The sequence below is a fragment of the Rhodococcus sp. NPDC056960 genome (assembly GCF_042674125.1).
GTDB lineage: Bacteria > Actinomycetota > Actinomycetes > Mycobacteriales > Mycobacteriaceae > Rhodococcus_F.
In genome coordinates this window covers 1-26,254 of record NZ_JBHURF010000058.1, presented here as the reverse complement: position 1 = coordinate 26,254, position 26,254 = coordinate 1, and the positions used below count along the sequence as shown (strand labels likewise).

General features: G+C 63.5%; 23 protein-coding genes. 5 read left to right on the top strand and 18 right to left on the bottom strand.

The features are described 5' to 3' along the window. The 11 genes from ACFTWF_RS43870 to ACFTWF_RS43820 all read right to left on the bottom strand — a co-directional run. A partial coding sequence (locus tag ACFTWF_RS43870) for a radical SAM protein (protein WP_378467322.1) occupies positions 1-449 on the bottom strand: 449 nt, incomplete at its 3' end. A 235-nt stretch (positions 450-684) separates the two neighbouring features. Next, positions 685-1,131, bottom strand: coding sequence for a nuclear transport factor 2 family protein (locus ACFTWF_RS43865; RefSeq protein WP_378467321.1), 447 nt, complete (start codon positions 1,129-1,131; stop codon positions 685-687). Positions 1,132-1,154: 23 nt separating this feature from the next. Then, the gene (locus tag ACFTWF_RS43860; protein WP_378467320.1) at positions 1,155-1,985 is read right to left on the bottom strand and encodes a mycofactocin-coupled SDR family oxidoreductase; all 831 of its coding nucleotides are present in this window, start codon (positions 1,983-1,985) and stop codon (positions 1,155-1,157) included. Between the two features lie 8 nt (positions 1,986-1,993). Then, positions 1,994-2,905 (bottom strand): SDR family NAD(P)-dependent oxidoreductase, encoded by a 912-nt coding sequence (locus ACFTWF_RS43855; protein ID WP_378467319.1) that lies wholly within the window; start codon positions 2,903-2,905, stop codon positions 1,994-1,996. A 272-nt stretch (positions 2,906-3,177) separates the two neighbouring features. Next, positions 3,178-6,486, bottom strand: coding sequence for a protein kinase (locus ACFTWF_RS43850; protein WP_378467318.1), 3,309 nt, complete (start codon positions 6,484-6,486; stop codon positions 3,178-3,180). A gap of 79 nt (positions 6,487-6,565) precedes the next feature. Beyond that, complete coding sequence (locus ACFTWF_RS43845; RefSeq protein WP_378467317.1) at positions 6,566-7,783, bottom strand: acetyl-CoA C-acetyltransferase; 1,218 nt, start codon at positions 7,781-7,783, stop codon at positions 6,566-6,568. Between the two features lie 48 nt (positions 7,784-7,831). Continuing rightward, positions 7,832-9,031, bottom strand: coding sequence for an ABC transporter substrate-binding protein (locus ACFTWF_RS43840; RefSeq protein WP_378467316.1), 1,200 nt, complete (start codon positions 9,029-9,031; stop codon positions 7,832-7,834). Between the two features lie 11 nt (positions 9,032-9,042). Continuing rightward, a complete protein-coding gene (locus ACFTWF_RS43835; RefSeq protein WP_378467315.1) occupies positions 9,043-9,789 on the bottom strand; it encodes an ABC transporter ATP-binding protein in 747 nt (248 codons plus the stop codon). Beyond that, positions 9,779-10,555 carry an ABC transporter ATP-binding protein gene (locus ACFTWF_RS43830; protein ID WP_378467314.1) on the bottom strand — a complete coding sequence of 259 codons (777 nt, stop codon included), beginning with the start codon at positions 10,553-10,555 and terminating at the stop codon, positions 9,779-9,781. Before ACFTWF_RS43830 ends, ACFTWF_RS43835 begins: the two co-directional genes overlap by 11 nt. Next, positions 10,552-11,550, bottom strand: coding sequence for a branched-chain amino acid ABC transporter permease (locus tag ACFTWF_RS43825; protein WP_378467313.1), 999 nt, complete (start codon positions 11,548-11,550; stop codon positions 10,552-10,554). Before ACFTWF_RS43825 ends, ACFTWF_RS43830 begins: the two co-directional genes overlap by 4 nt. After that, complete coding sequence (locus ACFTWF_RS43820) at positions 11,547-12,419, bottom strand: branched-chain amino acid ABC transporter permease (RefSeq protein ID WP_378467312.1); 873 nt, start codon at positions 12,417-12,419, stop codon at positions 11,547-11,549. Before ACFTWF_RS43820 ends, ACFTWF_RS43825 begins: the two co-directional genes overlap by 4 nt. 118 nt (positions 12,420-12,537) lie before the next feature. Here ACFTWF_RS43820 and ACFTWF_RS43815 point away from each other — a divergent pair, with 118 nt between their 5' ends. Next, a complete protein-coding gene (locus tag ACFTWF_RS43815) occupies positions 12,538-13,206 on the top strand; it encodes a TetR/AcrR family transcriptional regulator (protein ID WP_378467311.1) in 669 nt (222 codons plus the stop codon). A gap of 80 nt (positions 13,207-13,286) precedes the next feature. Next, positions 13,287-14,792, top strand: coding sequence for a DHA2 family efflux MFS transporter permease subunit (locus ACFTWF_RS43810; RefSeq protein WP_378467310.1), 1,506 nt, complete (start codon positions 13,287-13,289; stop codon positions 14,790-14,792). A 289-nt stretch (positions 14,793-15,081) separates the two neighbouring features. On the opposite strand, the gene lipA is transcribed toward ACFTWF_RS43810, so the two are convergent. The 7 genes from lipA to ACFTWF_RS43775 form a co-directional block, all read right to left on the bottom strand. After that, on the bottom strand, positions 15,082-16,044 hold the full coding sequence (lipA, locus tag ACFTWF_RS43805; protein WP_378467309.1) for a lipoyl synthase: 963 nt from the start codon (positions 16,042-16,044) through the stop codon (positions 15,082-15,084). 305 nt (positions 16,045-16,349) lie between these two features. Next, positions 16,350-17,573: an acyl-CoA dehydrogenase family protein gene (locus tag ACFTWF_RS43800; protein ID WP_378467308.1), complete on the bottom strand. Its 1,224-nt coding sequence runs from the start codon at positions 17,571-17,573 to the stop codon at positions 16,350-16,352. Positions 17,574-17,639: 66 nt separating this feature from the next. Next, positions 17,640-18,677 carry a phosphotransferase family protein gene (locus tag ACFTWF_RS43795; RefSeq protein WP_378467307.1) on the bottom strand — a complete coding sequence of 346 codons (1,038 nt, stop codon included), beginning with the start codon at positions 18,675-18,677 and terminating at the stop codon, positions 17,640-17,642. 34 nt (positions 18,678-18,711) lie between these two features. After that, positions 18,712-19,839, bottom strand: coding sequence for an alcohol dehydrogenase catalytic domain-containing protein (locus tag ACFTWF_RS43790; RefSeq protein ID WP_378467306.1), 1,128 nt, complete (start codon positions 19,837-19,839; stop codon positions 18,712-18,714). After that, positions 19,839-21,152, bottom strand: a complete 1,314-nt coding sequence (locus tag ACFTWF_RS43785; RefSeq protein ID WP_378467305.1) for a dihydrolipoamide acetyltransferase family protein — start codon at positions 21,150-21,152, stop codon at positions 19,839-19,841. The genes ACFTWF_RS43790 and ACFTWF_RS43785 overlap by 1 nt, the downstream gene beginning before the upstream one ends. A gap of 28 nt (positions 21,153-21,180) precedes the next feature. Next, positions 21,181-22,185, bottom strand: a complete 1,005-nt coding sequence (locus ACFTWF_RS43780; RefSeq protein WP_378467304.1) for an alpha-ketoacid dehydrogenase subunit beta — start codon at positions 22,183-22,185, stop codon at positions 21,181-21,183. Next, positions 22,182-23,165 carry a thiamine pyrophosphate-dependent dehydrogenase E1 component subunit alpha gene (locus ACFTWF_RS43775; RefSeq protein WP_378467303.1) on the bottom strand — a complete coding sequence of 328 codons (984 nt, stop codon included), beginning with the start codon at positions 23,163-23,165 and terminating at the stop codon, positions 22,182-22,184. The genes ACFTWF_RS43780 and ACFTWF_RS43775 overlap by 4 nt, the downstream gene beginning before the upstream one ends. Positions 23,166-23,415: 250 nt before the next feature. On the opposite strand from ACFTWF_RS43775, the gene ACFTWF_RS43770 reads away from it, so the two are divergent. From ACFTWF_RS43770 to ACFTWF_RS43760, 3 genes are all read left to right on the top strand, one after another. After that, positions 23,416-24,051: a TetR/AcrR family transcriptional regulator gene (locus ACFTWF_RS43770; protein WP_378467302.1), complete on the top strand. Its 636-nt coding sequence runs from the start codon at positions 23,416-23,418 to the stop codon at positions 24,049-24,051. A 487-nt stretch (positions 24,052-24,538) separates the two neighbouring features. Next, positions 24,539-26,026, top strand: a complete 1,488-nt coding sequence (locus ACFTWF_RS43765) for an MFS transporter (protein WP_378467301.1) — start codon at positions 24,539-24,541, stop codon at positions 26,024-26,026. Positions 26,027-26,153: 127 nt separating this feature from the next. Beyond that, the coding region (locus tag ACFTWF_RS43760; RefSeq protein WP_378467323.1) for an FAD-dependent oxidoreductase at positions 26,154-26,254 on the top strand (101 nt) is incomplete at its 3' end.

Below are 26,254 nucleotides of genomic sequence, written 5' to 3'. Positions count from 1 at the left end.
TCATCCAGCCACTGCTTCGCCTCCGGCCACCGATCCTCCGGCCGGTCACCGAGCGTGAACAACGCTTCCTTGCAGCCCAATTCGGCGCCCTGCCGAGCGATCTCGAGAACCTCGTCCGGTTCCAGATACGCCCCCCGCCCCTCGGCCCGCAACCTGCCCGGCACCGTGACGAACGTGCAGTAGTGGCACCGGTCCCGGCACAACCGGGTCAACGGGATGAACACCTTCCGCGAATACGTCACCGCCCCCGGTCGGCCCGCCGCCAGCAACCCGGCATCGCGGACCTTCGCCGCCGACGAACACAGATCCGCCAAATCGTCGCCGCGCGCCTGCAGCAGCACCGTCGCCTCGTCCACGTTCAGAGTCGCGCCGTCCCGCGCACGCCGCAACACCCGCCGCATCGCCGACGGAGTCGGGGCGTCGGTGGCTGTTGCTCTCTTCTCGATCAATGTGTGTCCTGCCTGTCCTGGCTCGCAGTTCCGAACGGGGAGCCAAACGGATTCGTCCCAGGTTCAGTGGCGTTCCGGTCGCTTGTCTGTAGGCCCTGATCAACCCGGCAGTGGAGCTGCCCTCGCCAGGTGACGCGCCACCACCGCCAAGGGCAAGAGCCGATTCCATGGACGAGGCCTTGCCGAGTTCGACGCCCCCGGTCCAACGAGTCGAGGACGTTTGCCTGATGCACCACTACTGGGCACTACCGCCCTCGGTAAACCCAACCACGAGTGGGTTACCGACGAATCCAGCATGATGCTTCTTTCTGTGGGTGAGTCGCCATCCTGTGGGCGTGCGAATCCACGAGTCGTGATAGTCGCCAAGGGTACGAAAAACAACACCGTCCAGATCGCCCGCGCCGAGGTGAGTGTCTGCAACATACGCCTGGCGCGTTGCCCTGAGGCCGTCAACGTCTATTAGAACGCTCCCGACGAGATGTTGAGTTGGTCCGCAGATGTCAAGGAACCCGCGCAGGAGGCAAACGATCTCCGACGATGACGACATCACGCCGGTTCCGAAGTCTCCGGTTGCATTCGGTGTCAGAATCTTCTCGATCGCCGCCCAGTTTCGCTGGTCCATAGCGCGGGCGATTCGCACAATGTTGGAGTAGATGTCCCACTCGTCGCTGCCATTGAGCACCCCCGATCTCCCTGCGCCGTGTCCTACTTACTGGTGAAGCCCGCGTCCACGGGCAGTGTCACACCGGTGATGTATCGCCCGGATTCGCCGACGAGATAGAGCACCGCCTCCGTGACGTCGGAGACCTCGACCATGTGGATGGGCATCGGGTTGGACATGGTCGCAGCACGGTCGGGGTCGGCCGCTACCCAGGCCATCATGTCGTCGTGCTCGACCATAGCGGTACGGACGCCGGTCGGATGAATTGTGTTGACTCTGATCGAGTGAGGAGCGAGCCAGGCTGAGAACGATCGCATTAGGCCGACGACGCCGTGTTTACTCGCTGTGTAGGCGCTTGCTGCTCCTGAGCCGTCACCGCCGCGTCCGATGAGCCCCTGAGCGGAACTGGTGATTACGATGGCGCCACCATGATTCCGCGCGATCATCATCGGAGCGACCAGGCTGATGGTATTCCAGACCCCTACAAGATTCGTCTCGATCGTATCGATGAACACCTGCTGCGGGTCTGGCTCCGATGCGCGCTGGGGTGAGATTCCTGCATTGGCGAGAACGATGTCGGGGACACCGAAACGTGTAACCCCCTCAGCGAGTGCAGCTTCGAGGCCTACACGATCACGGACGTCTGCGACAGCTGCGAAGATATTGCCGCCGGCTTCCTCAACTTGGGATACGGTCTCGTGGAGGTCGTCGGGATTCGACATTGCGTAGGGCACGCTGTCGATTTGATCGCAAATGTCGACGGCAATGATGGACGCGCCCTCGGCGGCGAGTCGTACGGCGTGACTGCGTCCCTGACCGCGTGCAGCCCCCGTGATGAAAGCTACCTGGCCATTGAATCTTCCACTTGTACTCATGACTTCCCCTATTTCGTCGTAAGTGTCGCGTCGCCGGGGCGTTCCGCGGCAAGTGCGCTCTTGGACAATCCGGTAATACGTTCGACGATGCGCCTGCGCACCCCGTATGGCGCCCAGCGCGCCAGCGCAGCCATCAGCTTGTCGTCGTTTCCGATACGCAGACGCAACGGACGTGAATCTGCTTCCAAGGCATCACAGATTTCCGTCGCGGCCTTGACAGTTGGGCGTGCTCGGTCTCCGAGAGATTGCAGTTTCCCCATCGCGGCGGCGTGCAGTCCAGCGTATGGACTGGACTCTGGGCTGATGGATACCACGTTGGAGGCAAATGAGGTGTCATGGTTGCCAGGCTGGAGGATCAGGACGTCGACCCCGAACGGGGCGAGTTCTATCGACAGCGCTTCGGCCCAGCCCTCGAGGGACCACTTGCTCGCCGCGTAGATGGAATACATCGGATGCGCGATGTTGACCGCGTTCGAGGAAATGACCGCAATCGTCCCGTCGCGGCGGCTCCTCAGACCCGGAAGCAGTAATTTGGTCAGCTCGACGGCCCCGAAGAAGTTCGTCTCGAACTGATCGCGAATGGACTCCGAGGGCAGATCTTCGAAGAACGCCGCCGTGGTGTAGCCCGCGCAGTGAAGGACTGCCTCTAGTGGGCGAGCCAGGCCATTCAGGTACTCGACGGCTCGTCCCCGTGATTCTGGCGACGTCACGTCAAGTTCAATGATGCTGAGGCGACTCGACTCTGCGCCATAGCGACCGACCAGGTCGTACAGGTAGTCGGACTTGGATACATCGCGCATGGAGGCGACCACTTGGTGCCCTCGCGCCGCCATCATGGCGCTGACGTGTGCACCGAATCCGCTGGACGCGCCGGTGACGAACAGGAGTCCTCTCCTCGGGTCGGCAACGCGAGTGTTCATCTCATTCCCCTCCATGGAGTGGTGGTGTTCAACTCCCCCGCGATGTGCAGGCATAGGTACCGACAGGTGGGTATATCTGGGCGGCTGTCCGTGGTTGAGTGCGTCGGCGGCTTCTCCAAGTTCCGACTTACCAAGCAACCGCTTGCTACCTCGGTAGCTTACGACTCGGTGCACGGAAGTCAAGGACGTGTCGCTGACAGATGTTCCGCCTGCCCGCATTTATCGACGGCACGAGATCCACCGGATGACACGGCCGTGCGATCCGCGCCATCTTATCGCCGGTGTTCGGCCACCCAGGCCGCGATCTGCGCTCGCGAGTTGAATCCGAGTTTGGCAAGAACGTGCTCGACGTGGCCTTGTGCCGTGCGTTGGGAGATGACGAGTTGTGCGGCGATTTCCTTGTTCGTCATTCCCTGCGCCACGAGGTCCGCTACCTGACGTTCACGTTTTGTGAGCACTTCCCCTTGGCCGGTTTCGGACCGCTTGGGCGTACTCGTACCGAGCGCATAGGCGAGCGCTGAGTCGAAGGACATCGATGCACCCTTCTTCCAGGCAGACTCGTAGCGCCGGTCGCCCAACACCTCACGACTTCGGTTGACGCAGTGGTCGTGGTGGTGTTGCAGATCGGGGAATATCACGGTGGAGCTACCGACGGACTGGACGAGATTCTCGGCGGCCGCCATGAGGGTCACGGCTCGCTCGGGTTCGCGTCCGCCTGCGACCCAAGCGAGCGCCTCCAGGCAGGTGGCCCCGGTGAGCGGATCAGGCACCTCACGTGCCAACCGAAGGCTGCGGCCGAGGAACTCTGCGGCGGTGTCGGGGGCTTCTCGTCGCCACTCGGCCACTCCCATCGCCCACAGCGCGTAGGAGCGGTTGACGACTTCTCCTCGGGGCTCCGTGATTGCGCGGACCAGGGAGAAGTATTCGATAGCGCGGTCGTTGTCGCCGCGCATTCCGTATGCCCATCCGAGCACGTACGAGGCACCAACCTGCATGGACAGCGGTGCTTGCTCTCCGAAGACTTGCAGCGCGTCCTCGAGGAGTGTGCATGCCCGCGCCAGTTCACCGCCGAAGAGCGCAGACAGTCCCTCGGCGTGCGCGATGAGGGCGTGAGCGAGCGGGTCGGCCAATTGCGCTGCAACCGCATGCCCCTCTTCGACGAGGGCGGTCCCGGCGGGCAGGTCGCCTTGCACCTCTGCCAGCACACTGTCGGCATACAGCGCCTTGATTCGTTCCGCAGTCGGTTCGTCGCTATGGTCGGACAGTATCCGGTCGAACCAGTAGCGCCCCTCGTTGAACAGGCCCCCCGAGGACCAGAACAGGAAGAGAGCGGTTGCAATCTGCAGTGCTATTGCGGGCTCTGCGGACTCGGACAGCGAGAACTCCATCGCACGCCTGAGGTTGGGGCGTTCGCGGTTCAACCTGGAGATCCATGCCAGTTGTCGTGAACTGATCCAGTCGGATTCCGCGTCAGACGCGAGTTGGCGGTACCAATTTCGGTGCCGACAGGATAGCGGCATGTAATCGTCTGTGGCCGAGAGTTTCTCGAGCCCATAGTCGCGTAGTGTCGATATCAGTCGGAAACGCACTACCGAGTCCACTGTTTCGCGTATGAGGATCGACTTGTCGACGAGGGATGTGATGACATCGAGGAAGTCTGTCGAGTGCAGATCATCGCTACAGACCCATTCGGCCGCGTCCAGCTCGAATGACCCCGCGAATACCGCGAGCCGCGTCCAAACCAGCTGTTCAGCGGGCGTACACAGTTCGTAGCTCCAGTCGATGCAGAATCGTAGCGTCTGCTGTCGCGTGGGGGCGTCCCTGCTGCCGCGCGAGAGCACGTCGTACTTGCCGCTGAGCCGTTCGCGGACCTGATCGACCGACATCGCGCGCAGGCGCGCGGCGGCCAGTTCAATCGGCAACGGGAGGCCGTCGAGTTCCTGGCATATTTCGGCGACTGCGGACCGATTGGCCTCGGTCAGTTCGAACTCGGGGACGGTGGTAGCAGCTCGTTCGGCGAATAGGGTGATCGCGTCGTACTGCGGCATTCCGCGTAGTGTCGGCTCGTGGCCGGCGTTGGGGACGGTGAGCGGTGGAACGCGAAACGATGCCTCGCCACTGATATCCAGGATTTCGCGACTCGTCGCCAGGATCCGAATGTCGGGGCATCGGCGAAGCAGCGTCTCCACCAACTGGGCAGCCGCCGCCACCACCTGCTCGCAATTGTCGAGCACCAAGAGCGCCTTCCGCGTCGCGAGGAAGTCGACGAGAACGTCCTCCGTCGGCCGAGCGGACTGATCACGCAGACCTAATTCAGCCGCAACCACGTCAGCGACCAGTGATCCGTCCCGAAGCTCCGCGAGCTCGACAAGCCACACCCCGTCGTCGAATGCCCGCCTCGTGTTCGTTGCCGCTCGCAGCGCCAGTCGAGTCTTACCGACACCGCCCAATCCGGTCAACGTCAATAGCCGCGAGGTGGAAAGGATTCTTTTGACTTCCGCCAGCTCCGATCGCCGGCCGACAAAACTCGTCAACTCGAGCGGGAGATTCCCCCGAGGATTGCGAAGGGGCGGTGGTGTTCGATCGCTACTCGGGCGGCTGTGATCAGCCCGGTCACTGTCCGGGGCCCCCGGGTTTCGTGCACCAGCGGGAGCGTGGCTGCCTTTGCGTGCAGTGTCCCTCGCGTCGGCATGCAATGCCATGTCGTCGACCGGAAATTCGTGGGCAGCTTGAAGTTCACGAAGCTCCTCTCCGAACGAGGCCGCCGACATCGGGCGCCCTGATGGGTCGCCCGCCATCGCGTGTTCGACGACCGCACATATCGCGTCCGGGATGCCATGCTCCCGCAGATCAGGGGCCGGTTGCGTTGTGATCCGGAGAAACTGGGCGATGACCTGCTCACCGCTGCGGCGTTCGAATGCCGCATGTCCGGTGATTGCACAGAAAAGTGTCGCACCGAGGCTGTATATGTCCGAGCCTGGGCCCGGGTTGTCTCCGCGAAGTACCTCCGGGGCGGTGAATGCCGGCGACCCGGTGACTGTCCCGGTTCCGGTTTCGAAGCCGCCCGCGATGTGCGCGATGCCGAAATCTGCCAGGGCGGGTTCCCCGTAGTCGGTGAGGAGGATATTGGCCGGTTTCACATCGCGATGGAGTATTCCGAGTCGGTGCGCGGTTTCCAGTGCTCCTGCCATCTTCACCCCGAGGCGAAGTGCGTCGGCGATGCTGAGTGGTCCAGATCGGCGTAGTCGGGAGTCGAGGGACTCCTGCGGGTGGTAGGGCATCACAATGTACGGCCGCCCGCTATCCGTCGCGCCGACTTGAAGCACGTTGACGATATTGGGATGACCGGTCAGCCTGCCCATCGCCCGTTGTTCGCGGAAGAACCGGGCGCGGTTCTCGTCGTCGAGGTCTGCCGTCAGGACCTTGACCGCGACGGTCCTGTCGAGCCCCACCTGTTCACAGCGGTACACGACGCCGAAACCCCCGTGGCCGATCTCGACTGCGTCCGCGAACCCCACGGCCTCGAGCTCGTCGGCCACAGGCGACGTCACATCACGCTGTGTCTCCTGCGGATCGACCATGCACTTCACCCTCTACACGCTGCCGTCTCACGATATCGCCTGTAGACGGAGTGAGTACAGATCGCAGCGCCGACCTGCCCTAACTGAGCCGTTCGAGGACCATGGCCATGCCCTGGCCGCCGCCGACGCACATGGTCTCCACACCGAACTGCTTGTCGTGGGTGCGCAGGTTGTTCAGCAGGGTAGTGGTGATGCGGGCGCCGGTCATGCCGAACGGGTGGCCGAGGGCGATCGCGCCGCCGGAGACGTTGAGGGTGTCCTCGTCGATCTTCAGAGCGCGGGCCGAACCGATCACCTGGACTGCGAAGGCCTCGTTGATCTCGAACAGATCGATGTCGCCGATGCTCATCTTCGCCCGGTCCAGTGCCCGCGTGACCGCCTCGACCGGCCCCAGGCCCATGATCTCCGGCGACAGCCCCGACACCCCGGTCGACACGATCCGCGCCAGCGGCGTCAGCCCCAGTTCCTTCGCCTTGGTGTCCGACATGATCACCAGCGCGGCGGCGCCGTCGTTGAGCGGGCAGGCGTTGCCGGCGGTGACGGTGCCATCGGGCCGGAACACCGGCTCGAGCCGGCTGATGCCCTCGTAGGTGGTGCCGGCGCGGGGGCCGTCGTCGGTGCTGACGACGGTGCCGTCGGGCAGCGTGACCGGGGTGATCTCGCGGGCGAAGAAACCGTTCCTGATGGCCTCCTCGGCGCGGTTCTGTGACCGGACCGCCCAGCGGTCCTGATCCTCGCGGGTGATGCCGGTCGCCGATGCGACGTTCTCCGCAGTCTGCCCCATCCCGATGTAGACGTCCGGGAGCAGCCCCTCCTCGCGCGGATCGGACCACTGCCGCCCGCCCTGCGCGAACTCGGTCGTGCGCCCCTGCGCGTCGGCGAACCGCGCGTTCTTCGTGTTCGGCAGGCCGTCGGCGTTGCCGGTCACGAAGCTCGACACCGACTCGACCCCGACGGAGACGAAGACGTCGCCCTCGCCGGCCCTGATCGCGTGCAGCGCCATGCGGGTGGTCTGCAGCGACGACGAACAGTAGCGGTTCACGGTGACGCCCGGCAGGAAGTCGTAGCCCAGTTCCACCGCGACGACGCGGGCGATGTTGAATCCGGACTGGCCCGCGGGCTGACCGCACCCTAGGAGGAGGTCGTCGATCTCCTTGGGGTCGAGTGCGGGCACCTTCGTCAGTGCCGCCGAGACCATCTGCGTGGCCAATTCGTCCGGGCGGATGCTCTGCAGCGAACCCTTACGGGCCCGGCCGATCGGTGAGCGCACCGCGGAGACGATGACTGCCTCTGGCATGAAGAACTCCTTGTCGAGTTGGATAGACGTGCGTGAGGATCGGGGGCGTTACCGCACGTCCGAGGGCGCGACATCATAGCGATCGACAATCGTTCCCGGGCCCGCGAACGCCTCGGCAACCATCTGATGGCCGAGGAACTGTGCACCGTCTGACTTGTACATCGCGGCGCAGGCACCCTGGTCCCATTCGATCGCTCGCAAGCTTTCGGCGATGGCGTCGTGGTCCGAGACCGTTCCGGCGGATTCCATCGCAGCCGCGAGCAATCGCACGGAGTCGTAGACCTGCGTCGCGGAAGCAGTCGGGGTGGCGCCGAACCTTGATTGATAGTCGGCAGCGAACGTGCGTCCGACTGCACTGTCCCCGATCGCCGGGGCGCACGGCGTCACGGCGTGCAGTGGACGCCGCGCGTTCTCGTCGGCGAGGTTGCTGGAGGTCACCAGTGGACCCGAGTTCCCCGTGATGACCGGTGTGTCGATGGCGTTCTGTGCCATCTGATTGAGCTGCAGTGCAAGAACGTTCGGGAACGTCCACGACAGGACGACATCCGAGTCCCGCAGATCCAGAATCGTTCCGGTAAGGTCCGTCACCGTGGGTGGTACGTAGCGGACCGTACCCAGCTCGAGTCCCGCTGCTTCGATTGCGTCGATCGAATTCTCCGCGGATACCCTGCCGAAGGTCTCGTCCGTGGCAACGATGCCGATCCGTTTTCCACCCAGCTTGTCGGCGAGGGCGACCGCGTTCGTTGCGCGTGCGGTGTCATCGGGGTTGACCGAGAACAGCCATTCACTTCCGGACTCGGCACCTCGGGCGAGCTTGCCGTCGCTGCTGATGTGAATCATCGGGATCGCCGCCGAGTCGACATCGCGAGTGAGGGCCTCCAATGATCCGCCCCCGGGAAAGCCGATGATCGCGCTCGGGTTTTCGTCCACCGCTTTCAGGAAGGCCGTTCGTGCGGCCTGTGGGTCCGTGACGGACGCGGGAATCCTTTGGTAGTCCATCGGCTTTCCCAGGACGCCCCCAGCTCGGTTGATCTCATCGACGGCCATCTGTGCACCGTTGTTGTAGTCGTTCAACGCGTTCGGCGAGTCGCCCTTGATCTCGATGAGCCCCACGATGGTCGCCTGCTCCGGGCCGTCGGATGTCGAGGATCCCCCGAAGCTACAGGCGGCAGCCACCAGCATCACTGCTGCGGTCGGTGCAATCACCCAGCTCGATCGGAGACCGCGCGGGACACTGTGTGATTTCATATGAGCTCTTTCTACTTGTCGGGCGACGATGACTTCGAGACCGAGCTCGTTTCGGCATCAGTCTGACCCAGATAGCTTGCAAGGACGGAGCTTCGATCTGCCAGCTCGGCGGAGTCACCCTGCATCGCGAAGCGACCGTCGGCGAGCACGTATCCGCGACCCGCCAGCGAGAGCGCATCAGAGGTGTTCTGCTCGACCAGCAGCATGGTCGTTCGGGTGGCAACTTCCTCCAACGCCTTGTACACCGTCCCGACAACGGCCGGCGCGAGCCCGAGAGAGGGTTCGTCGAGTAGGAGTAGGCGGGGCGATGCCACGAGCGCGCGACCGAGTGCGACCATCTGTTGCTCGCCACCGGACAGGGCGTAGCCCTGCCTTTTTCGCATGCGGCCCAGTGCGGGAAAGAGGGTGTACACGTCGTCGTAGCTGTACGCCTTCGGCCTCCCGGCCCGGGCGTGTGCGCCCATTTGGAGGTTCTCGTGGACCGACAGTGTCGGGAAGATGTGTCGACCTTCCGGTACGTGTATCAGTCCGGCTCTGCTGAGGTGTACTGGCGATTGATTGTCGATTCGCTGCCCGTCGAAGCGGATGGATCCTTCATAGGGAACCAGCTGCGAGATACTCCTGAGCAGGGAGGACTTCCCAGCTCCGTTCGGTCCGAGCAGACACACCGTTTCGTTCACGTCGATGCTGAAGTCGACGCCGCGGACCGCGTGCGTCGCCCCGTAGCGGATGTCGAGTCCGGACACTTCAAGCATCATCTGCCACTCCCAGGTATGCGTCCATGACGCGGTCATCGGCCCACACCTGCGATGGGATCCCCTGTGCAATCAGCCGACCGACCTCGAGTACGAGAATGCGGTCACAGAGCGAATCGATGAGGTCGATCTTGTGATCGACGACGAGGATCGTGGTCCCTTCGTTCCTGATCTGCATCAGGAGATCGTGCAAATCGCGGGTCTCTGCGTCGTTGAGTCCGGCGCTGGGTTCGTCGAGCATGAGTACCCGCGGCGCAGCGGTGAGAGCCCGTGCCAATTCGAGCAGCCGTTGCTCTCCATATGTGAGCTGGCCGGCTGGGCGCGCAACGGCCCCGGAAAGGCCGACGCGTGCGAGTTGGCTGTGCGCGTCAGCTAGTCGGCCGGCTTCGTGACGCCACATGGTCGGTCTCCGAAACCACGCAGACCCGAGGGTGCGCCCCCTGGGTTCGGCCGCGCCGATCATCACGTTCTCGACGCAGCTGAGATCCGGACAGAGTTGCGGAGCCTGAAAGACCCGGATCAGCCGTGCACGTCGTGACTGCGACGGGCGACCAAGCTTGATCACTCGGCCGCCGACTGTGAGAGTGCCCGACGCAGGGACGACCCCCGTCAGAGCATTGAGCAGGGTGGTCTTTCCACTGCCGTTGGGCCCGATCAGGCCAACGATCTCCCCCGCGGCTATCTCGAAGCTGACCTGGTCGACGGCGGTCACGCCGCCGAAGTGGACCGAGAGATCGCGCACTGCGATGTTCTCCCCGTGAATCGTCATGATGCCGCCGATCCCGGATGATTCGTCCGGCGCCACTTGGTGATCGTGTCGGCGAGCCCGATGAGACCGGTGGGAAAGACCAGGATGATGACCAGCAGCAGCACTCCGTACAGGATGGACATGTACTGCTGAAGACCCGAGAGCAGCTCGGGTACCGCGACGTAGAACGCTGCCCCGACGAGCGCCCCCCAATGGGACGCGAGGCCGCCGAGAATAACCATGAGGAACAGGCCGATTCCGAGGTTCAATCCGAACGAGTCGACTCCGATGAAGCCTTGCCAGTGGGTGATCAGGGCGCCTGCGAGACCGCCGACGGCGGAGCCGGTGACGAATGTCGTCATACGTAATGTATCGACGGAGACTCCGAGTGTCTTCGACACCGTGGGCATGTCACGCACCGCGGTGAGGTCGCGGGCGACCGGGGATCGCGAGATCCAGATTGTCAGTGTCAGCAACGCGGTGAGGACCGCCGCGAGGAGCCAGAAGACTTCGCCGTCGGTCCTCAGCTCGTGCCCGAAGACGACCGGGTAGCCGATGCCGGTGATATTCCCGTTGGTACCGGTGAAAGACGACGTCTTGCCGAACAGCATGACGCCGATCTCGGTGACTGCCAGTGTGCCGAGTGCAAAGTAGAAGTGCTCCGTCCGCCACAGCACGGTCCCGACGACGAGCGCCGTTACGGCGGTCACGACCAGTGCAGCGAGCACGCAACCGAGAAATCCGATACCGCTTCGGTCGAAGTACGCGGTGGTGTACCCGCCAAGCGCCATCATAAATGTCTGGGAGAACGCAAACCTGCCGCCCAGCGCAAAGATCCAGTAGAACCCGAGCGCGGCGATCGAGTAGACGAGCCAGAGGTTCAGGAGATTGGTGGAGCTGCCCTTGCTGACGACCTGCGAACCGAACACGGCCAGCAGCACGACCCCCGAAAGGGTTACATACTGACCGCGTTTGTACAGGGTGGTAGCCGATCTCGCCAATTCGAGTGTCTTCACAAGCGCACCGCCGTCCGGCCGAGAAGTCCCTGCGGTCGAAGTCCGAGGATGGCCAGCATGGCGACATAGGGCAGGATCGATGCGTAGTCGTGGAGCACATAACCTCCGATGAGATACTGGATCACCCCGATCACCGAAGCGCCGATCAGTACACCCCAGAGGTTCCCGAATCCGCCGAGGACCGCGGCCGCGAACGCGGCCAACATGATCGTGAAACCGAAGTTCAGGTCGAGGCTCGACAGCGGGGCAACCAGGATCCCGGCCAGCGCTGCGAGCGCCGCCGACAAACCCCAGGCCGCCAGGCTGATCCGTCCGGTCCGCACACCATAGAGTTCTGCGGTCTCCCGGTCACTCGCCAAGGCCCGCAATTGTCGTCCGAAGCTGCTGTAACCGAAGACATAGATCACTGCTGCGATGCAGACGAGCGCGACGACGATGATGAGGATCCGCTGGGCCGCGATGGGTGTGCCCAAAACGGTCACTACTGCGCCGTCCACGGGCGACGGGAGTCTCTGCGGCGCGCTCCCCTGCCACAACGAGATGAAGGCGCGAATGACGAGTGCGGCAGCGAGAGTGGCGATGAGTACGGTCAGGTGCGGCCGCCGCCGTAGCGGCGCGTAGGCGACCCGTTCGAGGCCCATTCCGATCAGCCCCATCGTGATCACCGCGAGCAGATAGCCCACAACCGGGGCAGAGCCGAGATCGGTGATGAACCAGAGTGCAACATAGCCGCTCGAGGTGATCAGGTCCCCGTGCGCGAAGTTGACGACTCCCGTTGCCTTGTACAGGACTAGAAAGCCCAGCGCTGCCAGGGCCAGAACGGCGCCGTAGGCAGCGGCGCTGAACGCCAGTGCGACGAAGGTATCCACTCGACTCCTAATTGAACAAGTGCTTGGTTGGGAAATGTATTCGGTCGCCTATGTCATGTCAACGACAACCGCCACCCCCAACTTGCCAATATTGGCAGTCACTGCCAATATTGGCGACATGGCTGTCCCCGGAAGACGCGAACGCAACGCGACGCGAACCCGCCGAATCCTCACCCGCACTGCCGTCGAGCTCTTCCTCGCCCGCGGATTCGACGGCGTCACCGTCGAAAGCATCGCGGAGGCGGCCGAGATCTCACCACGGACGACGTATCGCTACTTCCCCACAAAGGAAGACCTGGCCCTCGGCTATCTCGCAGACCTCGACGATCGCTTCCTCGACAGTGTCTGCACCCGTCCCACGGATGAACCACCACTGACCAGCCTTCGACGTGCCCTCGCTGACACCTGGGCCTGGCTAGAAACATCCGGAGAGTCGGAGACGTACCTCGCTCTCCAGACTTTCATCGAGTCTCGCCCCGGACTGTTGGCCGCCAACCTCCGCCGCGGATACCAGCAAGAAGAACTTCTCGTCGCTGCCCTCCAGCCGCATCCAGCGTTCCACCAGGACAATGACCTCGAAGCCCGTCTGGCCGTCGCCGCGTTCGCGGGAGCATCCCGCGTTGCGCTGCACCGATGGCGACAATCTGCCGGCACCGTCCCAATGCTCGTCCAGGAGCTCGACACGTGCATCGCGACACTCCTCCCCGCCCTCGAATCCGCGGGCGGCCAGCACATCACCACGACGTCCCTATCCAAGAACCCGACAAGGAAGTCAAGACCCACGTGACAACTACGGGAAACATCACTGAACCCTCGACACCAGCACCATCGTCAGAACCGTTCCCACGAACCAACCCCTGGGTTGCGATGATCGCCATCGCGCTCGGCGTCCTGATCGTCTCACTCGATGGAACCATCACCGCGGTTGCGAATCCCGTCCTCGCCCATGACCTCGGCGCCAGTCTCTCTGGTCTGCAATGGATCACGAACATCTACCTTTTGGCGATGGCCGCAACCTTGGTACTTGCCGGAAAACTGGGCGATCGCTTCGGTCGACGGACAGTATTCCTAGTCGGAATCGTCGGATTCGGAGCCGCCTCGGCCGCCATAGCATGCGCACCCTCGGTCATGATGGTTATCACCGGCCGACTCGGCCAAGGTCTGTTCGGTGCCCTCATCATCACCAATGCGCTCGCCCTTCTGCGCGCTCTGTTTCCCGCCGAGACCCTCCCGAAGGCGCTGTCGCTGTTCGCCTCTCTGATCGGAGCATCCTCGGCAGCAGGACCTCTCCTGGGAGGGCTGCTCATCGAACACACCAGCTGGCGGTGGGCGTTCATGATCAACGTCCCGATCGCGCTCGTGTCGCTCGTCGTGGGATTGCTTGTCCTGCCGAGACGCCAATACGTGGACTCGACTCCCTTCGACCTTGCGGGCAGCGTTCTACTCGCGGCCGCGTTGCTCCTCATCACCTACGGCCTCATCCAGGCACCGGAAGTCGGCTGGACGAACCTCGCCGTCCTCTCCTTGCTGGCTGCCGGCATCGTCGCCGGTGTCGCGTTCGTCCTCGCCGAGAAACGCGCGGTCGATCCACTTATTCCCTTGCGCCTGTTCGCCGACCGCTCGATCACCCTCGGCGTGTTGTTGACGATCATCTCGTTCTTCTCTCTCGTTGGGTCCCTCTTCTTCGTCCTCCTGTTTCTCCAGCAGATCAACGGCGACTCACCGATGACCGCCGGACTGCACATCTTGCCGCTCAGCGTCGCAAACGTCGTCGCCTCGAGTAGCAGCGGATGGATCATCAACCGATACGGCCCGCGGCCGCCGCTCATCGGTGGAATGCTCTTCAGTGCAGTTGGCTTCGCCCTCTTCACCGGAGTCGATCCGCATGGCAGCTATCTTTCGCTTGCCCTGCCCTTTACGGTGCTCGGACTGGGCGTCGGCTTGGTCATGACATCGTCGGTGCAAGCGGTGCTCGGCAACGCGGCTGTCGACGACGCCGGACCGGCAGCCGGCATGCACCAAACGTCACTTCAGATCGGCGGCATCCTCGGTACGGCAGTGCTCGGTGCGGTGATGGCGTTCGCCGTCGCGGACAGCTTCACGACCGCGATGACAGACAACGGTGTCCCCGATGCAGTTGTCGGTGAGGTGTCGGGTGAAGCCGTGCGGGCTGTCGCGCAGGGTGTCACTCCACTGTCCCCGGAGATGGCGCCACAAACTGTGACCGCCTTGCAAACAGCAACTGAAACCGCCTTCATGCACGGGATGCACACAACGATGTGGGTAGGCGCCGGCGTCTCTCTCCTGGGCGCCGTCCTGTCGATCGGGATCAAGCGTGGGCGCGTCGTAGAAGGCGCCGCGAGCGTCCATTGACGAATGGGAGGGGTTGCGGCACACCGAGCCCCTCCCATTCGTGTCGTCGGTCGTTACCTGCCCCGGCCGCGGCGTGCATGCACGGCAACGTATTCAGTCAATTGCGCTCGAAGTGTAGGCTCGAGTCGGCGGCCGACCGGTCCGTTGAGAATTCGTCGCAGCCGATCCCTGTATCCTGCTGGTGTCATACCGAACTCGACGAGTAGGTCGCCAGAGTTTCCCCCGCCATATGGCATCCATCGACGTGCGAATTCGAGGATCTGCGCGTCCTCGATAATGGAGTCGTTCATCATGACGAAGCCTCCTTCATGTGCGACATACGGTGTTGCGTCACCTGGGCGTAGAGCCGGCCGGCGCGGTACGACGAGCGGACGAGGGGTCCGGCCATGACGCCGGCGAACCCGATCTCCTCGGCGGTCCGGGAGTGTTCGACGAATTCCTCGGGCTTGACCCACCGTTCGACGGGGTGGTGCCGGGGGGAGGGGCGCAGGTACTGGGTGATGGTGATGATGTCGCAGCCCGCGTCGTGCAGGTCGTGCAACGCCTGGGTGACCTCGTCGGGGGTTTCGCCCATGCCGAGGATGAGGTTCGACTTGGTGACGAGGTTGTCCTCGCGGGCGGCGGTGATGACGTCGAGGCTGCGCTGGTAGCGGAACGCGGGCCGGATCCGCTTGAAGATGCGGGGAACGGTCTCGACGTTGTGTGCGAGCACCTCGGGGCGGGTGGCGAACACCTCGGCCAGCTGTTCGGGCTTGGCGTTGAAGTCGGGGATGAGCAGTTCGACGCCGGTGCCCGGGTTGAGCTGGTGGATCAGGCGCACGGTTTCGGCGTAGAGCCAGGCGCCGCCGTCGGGGAGGTCGTCGCGGGCGACGCCGGTGATGGTGGAGTACCGCAGTCCCATCGCCTGGACGGATTCGGCGACGCGGCGGGGTTCGTCGCGGTCGAGGTCGTCGGGCTTGCCGGTGTCGATCTGGCAGAAGTCGCAGCGGCGGGTGCACTGCTGCCCGCCGATGAGGAAGGTCGCCTCGCGGTCTTCCCAGCATTCGTAGATGTTGGGGCAGCCGGCTTCTTCGCAGACGGTGTGCAAACCCTCGCGCTTGACGAGGCCCTCGAGCTCGGAGTATTCCGGGCCCATCTTCGCTCTCGTCTTGATCCAGTTCGGTTTGCGTTCGATCGGGGTCTGCGAGTTCCGAGCCTCGAGGCGGAGCAACTTCCGACCGTTCGCCTCGGGGAAATTCTGTTCCGCGTCCATTCCTCCACCTCGTTTTTCATTGCATCAATCGGGTCATCTACGCCGCGGGAACAACACTGTCGTCCTCGCCTCCGAGGCCCTGGCGAAAAATAGGCCCACCCGGGCATCCGCTCGGCAGAACTGCGACTCAAAATCCAGGGCGAAGGAGTGCACCGGCGACACTGCAGAGCAACAGAACTGGGGGTCTCGCACACCCGCGATCATCGGCAAACCGGCGGGGTTGTCAGTGCGTTGACTGCGGTCGACCTGGGTGTGCGGGGGCCGGCGACGATGACGCTTGCGGACTAGGCGAATCTCCTCGATGGTCAGGGACGCGGGGCGGCGTGCTTCCGCAGTTCTCGGGTCGCCAGCACCATCCGGTGGACTTCGTCGGCGCCATCGATGAAGCGCATCGTTCTGGTCTGAGCCCAGAGCATCGCGAGGGGGTGGTCCTGTGTCATGCCGCCGGCACCATGAACCTGGATCGCCTTGTCGAGAACCCAACTGACGGCGTCGGGTGCGGCGACCTTGATCGCCGAGATCTCAGACCGCGCTTCACGTGCACCGACAGTGTCGATCAGCCACGCGGTCCGTAGCACGAAAAGTCGGAGTTGATCGATCTTCACCCGTGATTCGGCAATCCAGTGCTGGATGATGCCCTGATCGGCGAGCCGCTTACCGAAGGCTGTCCGTTCGTTGGCTCGGCGGCACATCAGTTCGATCGCACGCTCGGCCATGCCGATCATGCGCATGCAGTGGTGAATGCGACCGGGTCCGAGCCGGGCCTGCGCCAGTGTCTGTCCGCGTCCGCGTTCGCCGAGCAGGTTCTCTTTGGGCACTCGCACGTTGTCGAACCGCACCTCTGCATGCCCGCCGTGTGCTCCGTGAGTGAAGCCAAACATGGACAGGCCCCGTTCGAACGTCACACCGGGAGTTTCCCGCGGAATGAGCACGAGGCTGTGGCGGGACCGTGAGTCCGCACCCGGGTCCGATACACCCATGACGACCAACAGCCTGCAGTCACTGCTCATCGCGCCGGTGGACCACCACTTGCGGCCGTTGACGACCCAGTGATCGCCGTCGTCGGCGATAGTGGTTGTCAGGTTTGACGGATCCGACGACGAGACGTCCGGCTCGGTCATGCAATAGGCGGAACGGATGGAGCCGTCGAGTAGCGGTTCGAGCCACTGCTGTTGTTGCTCTTCCGTCCCGAACAGGCAGAGAAGCTCCATGTTCCCAGTGTCGGGTGGATTGCAGTTGAACGCTTCCGGCGCCACTTCGGGGCTCCAGCCGGTCAATTCCGCGATAGGCGCGTACTGCAGGTTCGACAGCCCCGCACCGCGGGGATCGTGTGGGAGAAATAGGTTCCACAGTCCCTGCGCCTTGGCTTCCTTCTTGAGGTCCGCCATGATCGCGGGGCGTTCCCACTGCAGGTCGCCCGCCGCGGGGTTGTCGTGGAAGTGCTTTTCGGCGGGGAAGACGAAGTCGTCCATGAATGTGGAGACCCGGTCACGCAACTGGGTGGTTGTCGCGTCGAAGGTGAAATCCATGTCAGTCCTTGGTTTTGGGTTCTCGGCCGACGTCGCGCGGCTCAGGTACTCGTCGGCGTGGACCCATCAGGGCAGCGCCGCGAAGCCGCGTTCGGCCAGTGGCTGGACCATCGTGCCGATGTCCTCGAAGCCGTCGCCTACGGTCTCGCCGTTGACGAATCGCAAGTGGATGCCTTCCAGGATGACGGCCATCTTGTAGAACGCGAAACTCGAGTACCAGCCCAGTTCGCTGACGTCGAAACCCGTCGTGCGGGAGTATCGCTCGACGAGTTCGTCGAACGAGGGGTATCCGGCGTGTGTGGAAGGGGTTCCGGCGATCGGGTTGTCGATGCCCTCCCATCCGGACCAGAACAGATGCACCAGACCGAGGTCGGTCAACGGATCACCGATCGTGGACATCTCCCAGTCGAGAACCGCGGCGATTCGAGGCTGATCCGCGACCTGCGCGATCATGTTGTCGAATCGGAAATCACCATGGACGATCGCCGATTGCGACGATGCCGGCACCTGCTCACCCAGTTGTCGTCCGAGCTGTTCCAGTATTGGAAGCTCCCGGGACTTCGATGCCGTGAGCTGCTTCGTCCAGCGGCGCACCTGCCGGTCGAGGAATCCGGTTGGGCGGCCGAATGTTCCCAGGCCCAGCGCGGTGTAGTCCCGGGTGTGCAACGCCGAAAGGCAGTCGATATATGCGAACGACAAGGGCCGCCGCTGCGCCGAGTCGACCTGGGCGAAGTCAGCGTCGGTCCGTAGCACCTCCCCTTCGATCTTGTCCATCACGTAGTAGCTGCCGCCGGCGTGGCCGGCATCGTCGTCTGCGAACACGATTCGCGGGACAGGTACGGGGCTGTTCGCCAGCGCGCGCTGGACGGCGACCTCGCGGCTCATGTCGTGCGCAGTTTCGAGCCGGTGTCCGATCGGCGGCCGCCGCAGGATCCATTTGCGGTCCGAGCCGGTGAGTTCGAACGTGAGATTCGACCGTCCACCGGCGAGAAGACGAACACCGAGTTCGTCCGCCGAGTCCAGTTCGAAGAGTTCCTCGAGCTTCGCCCGCACAAGGGACAGATTGAATGGTGCCGATCGCGCGATCTCGTCGACTTGATTCATGATTTCCTCGATATGAGTTGGAGGGAAGAAGTTTTCAGTCGGTGGGAACGATTCCCGTACCTATGGGCAGGTCGTTACGCACAAGGATCTTCACGTGGTCGATCGTGCTGCTATCACTGGGCCGAAGGGCAGCGAAGACATCGTCGACTGCGTCGAGGCTGGCATAGCCGGTGACCATCAGGGATGGATCGAATCGCTGGTTGATCAGGTGATCGAAGGTCCGCTCGAACGCCCCATACGTGGCCTCGCCGCGTCCCGGGCCTCCCACGAACTCGAGCGAGATGTTTCGCAGGATGCCCGTGACCGGCCGAATCGTCTCAGGGCGCATCGCGGAACCGACGATCATGATCCGGGAGTACTTCGGTGCGGCGGTCATCAGCTCTCGGAGGATGCCTCGAGCACCGGAGGCCTCGAACACGAAGGTCGGCGCCGATGAGTCGAACTCCTTGGCTAGAACGGACATCGGATTCGTCTCGAGCGGGTTCACGGCTACGTCGGCGCCATAGGCCAGCGCGAGTTCTCGGCGCTTCCCCGACGGGTCCGAGGCAACGATGGGGTGCACGCTCCGGACGGAAAGCTCGATGATCGCACCCAGTCCGACCGGTCCGCATCCCGTGACGACTGCAGCCGATTCGGCCGTGATCCCCGACCGCTGCACGGCGTTGACCCCGGTAGCGAGGGGTTCGGTCACCGCAGCGGTGACCGGATCGATACCCGACGGGATTTTCAGGTGCCCGCCCGCCTGCACGATGCTCGCCTCCGCCAGGGCTCCAGGTGAGGAATCGCAGTAGCCGACGGTGTGGGGCGCCCCGTCGGCTGTGATGACCCACGGCAGCGCCACGATCAGGTCATCGACCTGGTAATCGGTGACACCGTCGCCGAGCGCGACGACGCGTGCAGTGAACTCGTGCCCGAACACCACATCCTTGCACGGGTCGAACAACTCGCCCGGCACGTCGGCTTCCCGATGAGCGGCAAGGAAGTCATCGGTGTGCTGCCACGCCGACAGGTCGCTTCCGCAGACACCGGCGGCGACCGGCGCGACCAACAGCTGTCCGGGACCGGCTGCCGGTTCGGCCACCTCGGTGTACACAATCGCTCCTCGGCGAAGAACTGCCGCCTTCATCGTTCGTCCTTCCCTGCCGCCGTCAGCGTTCGTCATCAGTCCTCCGCAGACCAGTTTTCGAGTGTCTGCTGCACGTCGATGAGAGTGCGCAGTGCTTCGGCGCCATCGAGCGCACGGTGATCGAAGGTCAGCCCGAGGCGGGCAATCGGACGGATCGTGAGCAGCTCGGATGCGCCGTCAGCACTTCGCCGCGCGACCGGTGTCCGGACGATGGCCGGCACCCCTAGTGACGCCACCTGCGGCTTGGTCAGGATCGGTGTCGAGACCACCCCGCCGACGCTCCCGGAATTGCTGATCGTGATCGTCCCGCCGGCCAGGTCCTCTGGCTTCCCCGTGCCGCTCGTCACCGCCTGGCCTGCGGTCGCGATCGCGTCTGCGAGGCCGCCAAGCGACAACTGCTGCGCATCGCGGATGACCGGGACCAGCAGACCATCCGCGGTGTCCACCGCGATGCCCAGATTCACCGTCTGCCACTGGAGAAGATGTGTTTCCGTGAACGTGGAGTTGACAACGGGATGCGCCGCGATCGCACGGCAGAGGGCGACCGCGATGAAGGGCAGGTAGCTGAGCTTGCTCTCACCACGCGCGGTCCGGTCACGGTTGATCTTCGCGCGTGCCACCGACACAGCGGTGAAATCGACATCGACCTGGGCCGTCAATTGGGGTGCCGTATTCCAGGATTCGGTGAGGTTCTTCGCGATCGCCCGCCGAAGCCGGGTGTGTTCGCTCGCGGTGTGCGCGACGTTCTCGTATCCCGGCGGAATCGCGGGCGAACCTTGCTGCGTCTGCAGGAATCCGCTCTTGCTGGCGAGCTGACCGGGGCGCTCCGCCGCCGGAGAGTCCGCCGAGCGGCGACGTGCCCCCGCCGGAGGTCGGTTGACGTGCGTGATCCACGATGCGGCAAGGACGAGTGAGTCCGTTGGCGGCGCAGATTCCTCGAGCGCAGAAATGGTTGGCGTCGGAGCCGCCGCTACCTCGGCGGGGGATGGCGGCGCGGACGCTGGCGACGGTGCGGTGGCGTGGTGGTCGTCGGTGCTCGGAGTACCTGAAGAGACTGGCTCCCCGCTCGCGTCGGCAATGGCCCGGGCGACCTGCTCGGGATCGCTGTCGTCCGGAGCGAAGCGGGCGATGACGTCACCGACCGGGACTTCCTGATCAACTGCAGCGATGTAGCTGATCAAGATTCCGGACTGGGGCGATTCCACCTCGGTATCGACCTTGTCGGTCGACACCTCACACAAGGCATCGCCTTCCTGCACCTTCTCGCCCGGCTTGATCAGCCATTCGGTTAGAAGTGCGAACTCCACGGAGCCCATGTGCGGCATGTGAACGTCGGTTAGTTCGAGCATGATGAGAAGGTCCTCGTGGTTCGATTTGTCAGTCACGGACTAGGTGGCGGGCTGTTTCGACGATGTCGGAGACACTCGGGAAGCAGTGATCCTCGAGGAATCGGCTCGCGGGAATCGGAGCGTCGACAGACCCGAGGCGAGCGACGGGCGCTTCGAGCCAGTAGAAGCATCGTTCCTGGATCAGTGCGGCGATTTCGGCGCCGGGGCCTGCGGTTCGCGGGGCTTCGTGCACGATCATCGCTCGCCCGGTCTTGACGACCGAATTGACAATGGCATCGCGGTCGAGCGGAACCAGCGTCTGCAGGTCGACGATCTCGAGTTCAATTCCCTCGGAGGCGAGCACGGTCGCTGCTTCGAGTGCGCGGGGAACCATGCAGCCGTAGCTGATCACGCTGATGGTCGTGCCCGCGCGTGCGATGGATGCCTTGCCCAGCGGCAGCACATAGTCGGGGTCGTTGACGACCTCCCCGCGCTTGAAGTTGAGTTGCTTACTCGGGTAGTACAGCACCGGATTGGGATCGCGGATCGCAGCTTTGAGAAGTGCCTTGGCGTTTGCCGGATTCGATGGCACCACTGCCTTCAGCCCGGGAAAGTGCATCGGCAGCATTTCCATCGAGCCCGAGTGTTCCGGGCCGGCGCCGCCGCTCGGTCCGATCGGCATGATGATCACGGCGGGCAGCTCGAATTGGCCGCCGTGCATGTGTCGCCATTTGCCGAGTTTCTGGAAGATCTCGTCGCCCGCGATGAGGCTGAAGTCCGCGAATCCGAGCTGCACGATCGGCCGCATGCCGGTCATGGCCGCACCGGCAGCCGCCCCGACCATGAACGCCTCGGTGATACCGGTGTTGCGGATCCTGCTGAGCCCGAACTCCTCGACGAGTCCACGTGTGCCACCAAAGAATCCGCCCGAAGCGATGTCCTGACCCATGAGGAAGACCGACGGATCGCGGCGCATCTCCTCGGCGATGGCCGCACCCTGGGCGGCCTCGTAGCTCGAGATCGAAGTGTCTGCTGTGTGGGTAGCGATGGTCATGCGAACACGTCCTCGAGGATGACAGAAGGGTCGGGCAGCGGGGCGGCTTCGGCCTCGATGAGTGCCTGCGCTACTTCGGTCTTTGCTGCGTCGATGATTCGGTCTGCGGTCGCGGAGTCGATGCGCTTCCGCATGATCTCCAGCGGGTCGTTGTAGGTGGCGAGGAAGTCGGCCGGGCGATACTTCTGCGCGTCGCCTTCCCAGTGGCCGCCGACTCGGGTGACCACTGCTTCGACGAGGGACGGGCCCTGCCCTGCGCGGGCCCGGTCGATTGCGTCCTTCACCGCAAGGTAGACCTCGACAGCGTCGTGTCCGTCCACGCGGGCACCCGGAATGCCGTATGCCGATGCACGCTCCGCGATCGTCTTGGTCGGACTCACCGATTCGAAAGTGGTGGACACGGAGATGCCGTTGTTCTCGCAGAAGTAGACCAGCGGGAGCTTCCAGCGAGCTGCCTCGAGAAGGGTTTCGTGAAAGGTGCCGCGTGCGGCGGTGCCGTCCCCGAAGTCGGCCAGAGCGACCTGATCGGTACCCCGCATCTGTGCGGATAGCGCGGCGCCGGCGGCAACCGGGTACACCGACCCGAGGGTGGCACCTTCACCCATGATGCCGAGAGCCGGATCGGCCCAGTGCGGTACGCCGGCACCCTTACCGCCGGTCGACCCTGTCGCCTTGCCGAGGAGATCGCCGATGATCGGGGCCAGGCCCATGCCTTTGGCGAGCGGCCAGGTCGCTCCCCTGCCCTGATAGAAGAGGTAATCGTCGGGTGCCATGGCAGCAACAGCTCCCGCCACAGCACCCTCCTGCCCCTTACCTGGGTGCCAAAAGCCCGCAAATCCGTGATCGCGAATATGTACCGATACCGCGTCCTCCAGGGCACGTGCGCGAGCGATAACGGTGAACATGTCCAGCATCAGTTCCGCACTCACCGTCGGTGACGCGGAACTGTCGGGCCGATGCTCGCTGTGCGGCGATGCCATCGTGGCCTCCTTCTTGGTTCGTGATCGGTGCCGTGGGACACCGAGATGTGCCGACGTGAACGCGAATGGGTAGCTGTGTCAGCTGTCACAGAATACAGTAAGTGGATCGAGTGCTTCAATCAAGTGCGCCACTAAGGACTGTTTCCGGCTTCTCGTCCTGGCGAGCGCACAAAATGCAGTGTGAAATGCGGAAACTTACGCAAGTGGATCACGCGATATGATCACCACAACGAATCAGGAAGGTGGCATTGTGCCTCGATCCAGCCCCCGAGACGGCGCCGCGACCCGCCGCGCCCTCATCGACGCCGCCACCAAACTCTTTGCCGCGGAGGGCGTCGAGAAGGTGTCCATCCGCGCGATCAACGCCGAGGCCGGCCTCGGCGCTGCATCAGCGCACTATCACTTCGGATCCAAGGACGCGATCCTCGACGCAGTCCTGCTCGACGCCGGATCGGGAGTGCTGTCCCACATTCACACCCTCACCAAGAACATGGTCGAGTCGGAAGAGATCCCCGACGCGGGACAGATCGTCAACTTGCTTGCGATTCCGTATCGAAAGTATCTGGTCGAGGAACCGGACAAGGGTGTCCGCTGGCTGACCATCTGCGGACAGCTGAGTCTCGCGAACGACCCGCGCCTGTTCCCCGTCGAAGACGACACCGCGAAGTTACTCCGCCAAATTCTCGAGCGGGCATATCCGGACGTGGATGACGACAGCATCGATCTGAACTGGTCCCTGACGGTGAACACCCTCATCGTGATGGCTGCGCGCTGGTCCGACGCCAGTAGCGAAAAATCGCGCGCACTCTCGGACTCGAAGTTCGATGTGCTGGTCGATTTCGTCGCGGGCGGCCTGGAAACTCTCATGCGGGGAAGCCGACCCTGACCGAAAGCTCCGTTTTCGGTCGCTCCCGCGCGCCCGAGGCCCGCATCCGCGGCGGAGCAGACTCGAGGGGTGTGCATGCTCCGTCGCCCAAAGCTATCGCGGCCTTCGCGGTGCGCGCGCCTGCATTATCGACGCTCGCCGCTGCGCGGCATCCGAAAGACGATCCACAGCGCCGGATATCGGCACCACCTGGGCATGTCGCTCTCGAATTTCGACACGCTCGACGGGAGCGCCCGAGCGTGTCGTCCCGCTCGAACGCCCCGCGTGGCACACCAGCCTCACCCGAAACTTCACGGTCGAGGGCTTCTCGTTCGAGCACACACAAATCCCCTCAGTGGATCACTTGACAGAATTGATCGATCCACTTTACTGTGCCTCACATCACAAGCTTGGAGCGACGCTGACTCCTCACCTGGCGCACGCTGCCTCCCCGGCCGCATAGCGCATCAGCGTTCCACCTTCCCGTCAGAGAAATGCAGGAAGCAAGATGACCGCCACACCCACCGACGGTGCCTCGCACCCGACGCTCGATGAAGATCCCACCTTGCCCCCCGAAGGAGTGAACCAACGATCCACCGCTGGATGGATCGGCGTTCTCCTGATCCTGGTACTTCTGTCCGAAGAAGTCGCCTACGCGTTCAACCTGGTCACACCCGCGTTGCCGAATATGGCCGCAACCTTCCAGACTCCTTACATCGCCTGGGTTTCCACCCTCTTCACCCTGACCGGCGCAATCAGCGCGCCACTCGTCGGCAAGCTCGCCGACCGAGACGGTAAGAAGAAGTGGCTGCTTATCGTCACCGGATGTATGGCGGTGGGATCGTTGATCGTCGCGCTTGCTCCGACCTTCCCCCTCGTGCTCGTTGGCCGCGCGGTCGAGGGGTTCGGTCTCGCAATCGTCCCCATCGTGTACTCCCTGATGCGGGATATCTTCCCCAAACGGATGCTGGCCGTGGCCGTCAGCCTGGCCACGGCCGGTATCGGCGTCACCACCATCACCGGCCCCATCTTCGCCGGCCTTCTCATCGACAACTTCGGTTACCGGGGTGTGTTCTTCGCACTCGCCATCTTCCCTGTCCTGATCGGTGCGCTGGTCCTGCTCGTCGTGCCTGAATCACCGGTACGTGTGCGCACCCAGATCGACTGGACCGGAGGGCTTCTGCTCGGTCTCACCGTGGCGATACTGCTGTTCGGTATCGGCGAAGGCGGTACCTGGGGCTGGACGTCATGGAAGACCCTGCTGTGCGCGGCGTTGGCGATCGCCACTTTTGCGATCTGGATTCAGCAGGCCAAGCGGTCGGCGAATCCCCTCATCGACCTTTCGGTCCTCCGTGGCCGCCCTGTCGTCACCACGTTGATCGCCCAGTTCACCGGCCAAGCCGTGATCGCACTGCAGTTCGTGCTGCTGTCCTTCATCGTGCAGACCCCCATTTCACTTGGTCTCACCTACGGGCTCGGTGAGGATGCAGGTTTCATGGCTCGGATCACCACACCCGCCGGTTTCGTATCCGTGTTGATGGGCTTCCTCGTGGGATATCTCGCCGAGCGACGCGGAGCCCGCCTGCCCAACTGGATCGGCTTCTCTCTGATGGCCGTCGGATCATTGGCACTTGCCCTCAGCCACACCGAGTTCACTCCGATTCTCCTCGGCTATCTGGTCTATGCCTTCGGCGGCGGACTGATCAGCGCCGCAATCCCGAATCTCGTCATCGCGGCCACCCCGGTCCGCCTCCAGGCGGTGACAGCGAGCACCGTCAACGTGTTCGGGTCCCTCGGAAGTGCCATCGCAGTACAGATCGGGTTCGCGATTCTCGCGCTCAATATCGCCACGGTGGTCAACGGGTCGCCGATTTACGGAGGCAGTGGATTCACCGCCGTCTATATTCTCGCGGCTGCCTTGGCGGTGATCGGACTCGTTGCCACGCTGCTGATGCCGCACGGGCGCAAATCACAATCCTCCGAAGCTCTCACGTAGAGCCGATCCCAACACTGGAAGGTGGTACGGAAAACAACTACGGCTCCGTACCACCATCTAGGTGAATCAAACCAGTTCGATATCGACCAAAAGACGATGACACCACAAGCGGCAGGATCAGTACCCCGTGACCACCTCACACTATGACGTCGTTGTCCTCGGAGCCGGTCCCGGTGGGTACGTCGCTGCTATCCGCGCGGCACAACTCGGACTGAGCACTGCCATCAT

Bases quoted from the DNA above. Each gene is read 5' to 3' on its own strand.
- ACFTWF_RS43860 (WP_378467320.1), bottom strand. From the start codon at position 1,985: ATGAGTACAAGTGGAAGATTCAATGGCCAGGTAGCTTTCATCACGGGG.
- ACFTWF_RS43855 (WP_378467319.1), bottom strand. From the start codon at position 2,905: ATGAACACTCGCGTTGCCGACCCGAGGAGAGGACTCCTGTTCGTCACC.
- ACFTWF_RS43850 (WP_378467318.1), bottom strand. From the start codon at position 6,486: ATGGTCGATCCGCAGGAGACACAGCGTGATGTGACGTCGCCTGTGGCC.
- ACFTWF_RS43845 (WP_378467317.1), bottom strand. From the start codon at position 7,783: ATGCCAGAGGCAGTCATCGTCTCCGCGGTGCGCTCACCGATCGGCCGG.
- ACFTWF_RS43840 (WP_378467316.1), bottom strand. From the start codon at position 9,031: ATGAAATCACACAGTGTCCCGCGCGGTCTCCGATCGAGCTGGGTGATT.
- ACFTWF_RS43835 (WP_378467315.1), bottom strand. From the start codon at position 9,789: ATGATGCTTGAAGTGTCCGGACTCGACATCCGCTACGGGGCGACGCAC.
- ACFTWF_RS43830 (WP_378467314.1), bottom strand. From the start codon at position 10,555: ATGACGATTCACGGGGAGAACATCGCAGTGCGCGATCTCTCGGTCCAC.
- ACFTWF_RS43815 (WP_378467311.1), top strand. From the start codon at position 12,538: ATGGCTGTCCCCGGAAGACGCGAACGCAACGCGACGCGAACCCGCCGA.
- ACFTWF_RS43810 (WP_378467310.1), top strand. From the start codon at position 13,287: ATGATCGCCATCGCGCTCGGCGTCCTGATCGTCTCACTCGATGGAACC.
- lipA (WP_378467309.1), bottom strand. From the start codon at position 16,044: ATGGACGCGGAACAGAATTTCCCCGAGGCGAACGGTCGGAAGTTGCTC.
- ACFTWF_RS43800 (WP_378467308.1), bottom strand. From the start codon at position 17,573: ATGGATTTCACCTTCGACGCGACAACCACCCAGTTGCGTGACCGGGTC.
- ACFTWF_RS43795 (WP_378467307.1), bottom strand. From the start codon at position 18,677: ATGAATCAAGTCGACGAGATCGCGCGATCGGCACCATTCAATCTGTCC.
- ACFTWF_RS43790 (WP_378467306.1), bottom strand. From the start codon at position 19,839: ATGACGAACGCTGACGGCGGCAGGGAAGGACGAACGATGAAGGCGGCA.
- ACFTWF_RS43785 (WP_378467305.1), bottom strand. From the start codon at position 21,152: ATGCTCGAACTAACCGACGTTCACATGCCGCACATGGGCTCCGTGGAG.
- ACFTWF_RS43780 (WP_378467304.1), bottom strand. From the start codon at position 22,185: ATGACCATCGCTACCCACACAGCAGACACTTCGATCTCGAGCTACGAG.
- ACFTWF_RS43775 (WP_378467303.1), bottom strand. From the start codon at position 23,165: ATGGCATCGCCGCACAGCGAGCATCGGCCCGACAGTTCCGCGTCACCG.
- ACFTWF_RS43765 (WP_378467301.1), top strand. From the start codon at position 24,539: ATGACCGCCACACCCACCGACGGTGCCTCGCACCCGACGCTCGATGAA.